General features: G+C 52.3%; 5 protein-coding genes. 3 read left to right on the plus strand and 2 right to left on the minus strand.

The genetic code is table 11. The annotated features are described in order from the left end of the window. Positions 1 to 17 precede the first annotated feature (17 nt). The 3 genes from Q1M25_RS08350 to Q1M25_RS08360 all read left to right on the plus strand — a co-directional run bounded on the left by Q1M25_RS08350 (position 18) and on the right by Q1M25_RS08360 (position 1,731). On the plus strand, positions 18 to 425 hold the full coding sequence (locus tag Q1M25_RS08350) for a phage holin family protein (RefSeq protein WP_150537686.1): 408 nt from the start codon (positions 18 to 20) through the stop codon (positions 423 to 425). After that, positions 406 to 672: a hypothetical protein gene (locus Q1M25_RS08355; RefSeq protein WP_150537685.1), complete on the plus strand. Its 267-nt coding sequence runs from the start codon at positions 406 to 408 to the stop codon at positions 670 to 672. The genes Q1M25_RS08350 and Q1M25_RS08355 overlap by 20 nt, the downstream gene beginning before the upstream one ends. A gap of 225 nt (positions 673 to 897) precedes the next feature. Next, a complete protein-coding gene (locus tag Q1M25_RS08360; RefSeq protein ID WP_300483806.1) occupies positions 898 to 1,731 on the plus strand; it encodes a phosphatidylserine decarboxylase in 834 nt (277 codons plus the stop codon). Between the two features lie 84 nt (positions 1,732 to 1,815). On the opposite strand, the gene znuD is transcribed toward Q1M25_RS08360, so the two are convergent. Further along, positions 1,816 to 4,104: a TonB-dependent zinc receptor ZnuD gene (gene znuD / locus Q1M25_RS08365; protein ID WP_300483807.1), complete on the minus strand. Its 2,289-nt coding sequence runs from the start codon at positions 4,102 to 4,104 to the stop codon at positions 1,816 to 1,818. 218 nt (positions 4,105 to 4,322) lie between these two features. Beyond that, the coding region (locus Q1M25_RS08370; protein ID WP_300483809.1) for a cupin domain-containing protein at positions 4,323 to 4,541 on the minus strand (219 nt) is incomplete at its 5' end.

Below are 4,541 nucleotides of genomic sequence, written 5' to 3' on the forward strand. Positions count from 1 at the left end.
GAAAAAGGATAATCGAGATGGGAATTCGCCAGCGTTTTGAACATGGCAAGGCTTTGTTGAATCAGGGCGCGGATTTGCTGCTGTTGCGTTTGCAGGTATTGAGCTTGGATTTGACGCGTCAGGCGGAGAATGTGTTCCGGTTGGCGATTTGGCTGGTGTTGTCCGGCGCACTGTTGATGGTGGGCTTGGTCGGTTTACTGTTCGGCTTGAACCGCGTGCTGTCAGATGTGGCTGCTTTGTGGGTATTTTTCGGCATTTTCTTTGTAAGCCTGTTGATTATTGCTGTATTGTTCCGCAAAGTATCGGCAGATTATCGGGAGCAGGGCAGTCGTGTGGCTGAAACCTTGCAGGATATTCGATCAGACATTGCGTATTTGCGCGGTGAGATAGACAAGGATACGAACGATGAAGCGACAGGAGTATGAAGAAGCGCGCGAGCTGCTGCTTTTAGAAGCCAAGCTGGTGCGGCTGCGGATTGAAGCGGAAAATTTGAAACTGCGTAAAGCGGAAGAAGGTAATGCTCGGCAGACTAATCGCTTGGTAATGTTGGCCGATGTGGCGTATCAGTTGAGCCAAACGCGTTTGCTGTCTCAACGCGCTTTGTTTTCTACATCGCGCCGTCGGCATTGGATTTGGCTGGTATTGGCGGTCATACTGGGCTTGTCGAGATAATCGAGGGCAGAGGTTTGGTCGAAATGATATTTGCAGCGTATTGTTGGCTCGTGTGAGCCGCGTGTTGAGGACGCTGCGTCATTGTGTTGCTGAAACTGAAACTTTATCTATGTTGAGTATTTTTTACAAAAGACACCGGCCGTCTGAACATTTCAGACGGCCTCAATGTTTGGAGTTTCAGATATAATGGCGGCAATTTTGAAATTATTAAATGAAGGATAAGTGATGAACCGTTTGTATCCCCACCCGATTATCGCCCGTGAGGGCTGGCCGATTATCGGCGGCGGTTTGGCTTTGAGCCTGCTGGTATCGATGTGCTGCGGCTGGTGGTCTTTGCCGTTTTGGGTGTTTACCGTATTTGCCCTGCAGTTTTTCCGCGACCCTGCGCGTGAGATTCCGCAAAATCCTGAAGCGGTGTTGAGCCCGGTTGACGGCCGTATCGTGGTGGTTGAGCGCGCACGCGATCCGTATCGTGATGTCGATGCTTTGAAAATCAGTATTTTTATGAACGTGTTCAACGTGCATTCGCAAAAATCGCCTGCCGATTGTACGGTAACGAAAGTGGTCTATAACAAAGGCAAATTCGTGAATGCGGATTTGGACAAAGCCAGCACGGAAAATGAACGTAATGCGGTGTTGGCGACTACGGCTTCTGGGCGTGAAATTACTTTTGTTCAAGTGGCCGGTTTGGTGGCGCGCCGTATTTTGTGCTACACCCAAGCAGGTGCGAAACTGTCTCGCGGCGAACGCTATGGCTTTATCCGCTTTGGCTCGCGCGTGGATATGTATCTGCCTGTCGATGCGCAGGCGCAAGTGGCGATTGGCGATAAAGTTACCGGCGTCAGCACTGTATTGGCGCGTTTGCCGCTGACTGCGCCGCAAACTGAATCTGAGCCTAAAGCCGCAGCTGTTCCTCAAGCTGCGCCTGCTTCTCAAGCTACTCCGGCTTCTCAAGCTGCTCCGGTTGAGACAGTGGCAAGCCAATCTACCGAACAACAGCAAATCGAAGCAGCGGCGGCCAAGATTCAAGCGGCTGTGCGCGATGTGTTGAAAGATTAATAGTCAGTTTTAAATGATTGGCTAAAACAAGAAAAAGGTTTTCAGACGGCCGTCTGAAAACCTTTTTTGTTTGCCTGTCCGATTTTAAAACTTCACGTTCACGCCGCCGGTAAAGCTGCGGCCCATTTGCGGCGTATCAGAGAGGAAGCTGCTGTGGGCGTAAACGGATTGGTTGAGCAGGTTGTCGGCTTTGACGTACCAATTCCACTCGCCATAGCGCGTATTGCGGCGGTAGTTTGCACCTAGGTTGAGCATATGGTGTCCGGGCGTACGCGTTTCGTAGCGGGCGAGTTTGTTTTGGGCGAACACGCGGTAGTAGTCCAAGTTGGCATCGATACGGTCGGTCAGCGAGGCTTTCAGGTGGACGCCGAGGCGCGCAGCCGGAACACGAGGGGCGTTTTGGTCGTCCTGTGTGATGAAAGGACGGTTGCCGTAGGCATCTTCCCTGCCGGGCAGGGATGGCAGGTTTTTCAGACGGCCTCTGACGTAGTCGCCGGAAACGCCGATGCGGTAGCGCGGTGTCGGTTTGAAGTAGATTTCGCCTTCCGCGCCGTAGAAGTCGGCGCCGGATTGGTTGTAGCGCACGAGCTTCATTTCGCTGTCGTCTTCGATGGATTTGGGGCCGCGTCCGTCGTTTAAGGTTTGGGCGTAAATGTAGTTGCCGAAGCGGTTGCGGTAGAGTGCCAGATTGTATTGCCAGCGGTCGCCTTCGTAGCCCAGCGCGAGTTCGATATTGTTGGAACGCTCTTTGTTGAGGTGTTTGTTGCCGACTTCAAAGGTGTTGGTAGCGACGTGCTTGCCGTGTGCGTACAGCTCTTGCGTTGACGGCAGGCGTTCCTGATGGGATGCGGTCAGGCTGAGTTTGTGTTGGGGCGTGAAATACCAGTTGCCCGAAAGTGCGAACGAACGGGCGGTTTGGCGGTGCGCGCCGAGGTCGGGCAGGGGTTGGTTGTAGTAGTTTTCCCGATCAATCAATGCTTTGTCGTACTGGATGGAGGCTTTTTGTTTTTCCACGCGTACGCCGCCTTCAAGCGTGAAGTTGTCCCAGTTTGCCTGTTCTACACCGAAAAAGCTGTAATGGCGCACATTGTTGTCAATCAGCATCGGTTGTTGGACGGTCTCGGGAATGGCGGAAAGCGCGCTGGATTTTTGTCCCAAATATTGCACGCCCCAGCTGCCTTTCAGACGGCCTATGGGCTGGTGGCGCAACTCGATACGGGCGTTGTGTGTTTTGTTGTTGAAGAAGTTTTCTACTGCATCACCTGCTTTTTCGTCGTGGTGGTAGTCGTTGCGGTTTAGGTGTACGCGCAGGGCTTCAAAACCGGGGAGCGGCTGCTTCCATTCGGCGCGGAGTTCGTAGCGTTTGTTGCGCAGGTCTATCCACGGTTTGCCGTTGTGGGCATGGGCGTGTGCATTATCGTCGTCGTGGAAGCCGCAGCTCAAGCCCGGATTGTCGTAATCAACGTCTTCTTCGGTCAATAGGTGCGGATAAAGCTGCAAATAGCGTTTGTTAATCAAACTTTTCTGCCAGATGATGTCGGCGTGGCAGTCGTCGTAGAGATGGCTGTGGGCAGGCAGGCCGTAGCGGTCGCGACGGTCGCTGTACGCCACGCCGAGGAAACCTTTATCTCCAACCCAAGATAGCCCGATGCTGCCGGTTTTTGAATCGGCATGGCTGTCGGGCAGTCGTTTCAGACGGCCTTCTTCTTTTTGATAGCGCGGTACGGCGTAATCGCCCGATTTGCGGTACAAGCCTTCGGTATGCAGCACGAAGTTGTTGCCCAAGCCGATATTGATGCCTGCGGATGTCAGTTTTTCCAAATTGCCGCTGCTCAAACGTAATCCGGCTTCGCCCGATACGCCGTTTTCAGGCATTTTTTCGGGGATTTTGCCATCGGCAACATCGACCAAACCGGCCACATTGCCTGAGCTGTACAAGAGCGTAACTGGGCCGCGCAGGATTTCGATCTGTTGCGACAAGGCGCTGTCCACCATCAAGGCATGGTCGGGAGAGAAGTCTGCCATGTCGCCCGTTTCGCCGTGATGGTTCAATACTTTAATTCGTCTGCCTGTTTGACCGCGAATAACGGGAGCAGACGCGCCGCCGCCGTATTGCGAGGCATGAATGCCCGGTACGCCGTCTAAAGCATCGCCCAAGTTGACGGCTTTTTGGCGCAAGGTATCGCCGGAGATGATTTTGTCGGAGGCAGTCGAAGTGTGCAACAGCCCCGAAGTGGCGCGCGGACGGCTTTTGCCGACAACGGTAACTGCTTCCAAGTCAACCGACTGCTCGGTTTCATGCGCTTGGGAGAGAATAGGGGTGCTGATTAAAAGAATAGATAAAACAATGGGCTTGAGTGTGGTTTGTGTCATTTTAGTTTCTCATCATATTTTGAAAGGCTGTTATTATATAACATTTCATCATGTATATGATAAGATTTTTGAGAAAAAAGGCCGTCTGAAAACGAAGCGTGGTTTTCAGATGGCCTTTAGCTTGTATGCAGGTTTAAATGAAAACGGAACAATCTCTCTGCTGCCTGGTTCTAGTAAGACAGAAAATCACGGCAGATTATTTGCTTTCATTGAAAGCATTACTTGGTTTCGGCGGCTTTAGCGCCAGTGGTCTCTGCAATCAGATCAAGGAATACCAACGGCTTTTTGCCGATATTTTTGAGTGCGTGGGACTGGCCGGGGCGGGCGATGGTAATGTCGCCGGCGCCGACCTCGGTTTGTTTGCCTTCGCTGTCGGTAAACAGGCCTTTGCCGGATACGATGATGTAAACGTCTTCATTGCCGGTATGTTTGTGTTG

This window comes from uncultured Neisseria sp., from assembly GCF_951230505.1.
Lineage (GTDB): Bacteria > Pseudomonadota > Gammaproteobacteria > Burkholderiales > Neisseriaceae > Neisseria.

Excerpts from the sequence above, each read along its gene's own strand:
- Q1M25_RS08350 (WP_150537686.1), top strand. The coding sequence starts at position 18 with ATGGGAATTCGCCAGCGTTTTGAACATGGCAAGGCTTTGTTGAATCAG.
- Q1M25_RS08355 (WP_150537685.1), top strand. The coding sequence starts at position 406 with ATGAAGCGACAGGAGTATGAAGAAGCGCGCGAGCTGCTGCTTTTAGAA.
- Q1M25_RS08360 (WP_300483806.1), top strand. The coding sequence starts at position 898 with ATGAACCGTTTGTATCCCCACCCGATTATCGCCCGTGAGGGCTGGCCG.
- znuD (WP_300483807.1), bottom strand. The coding sequence starts at position 4,104 with ATGACACAAACCACACTCAAGCCCATTGTTTTATCTATTCTTTTAATC.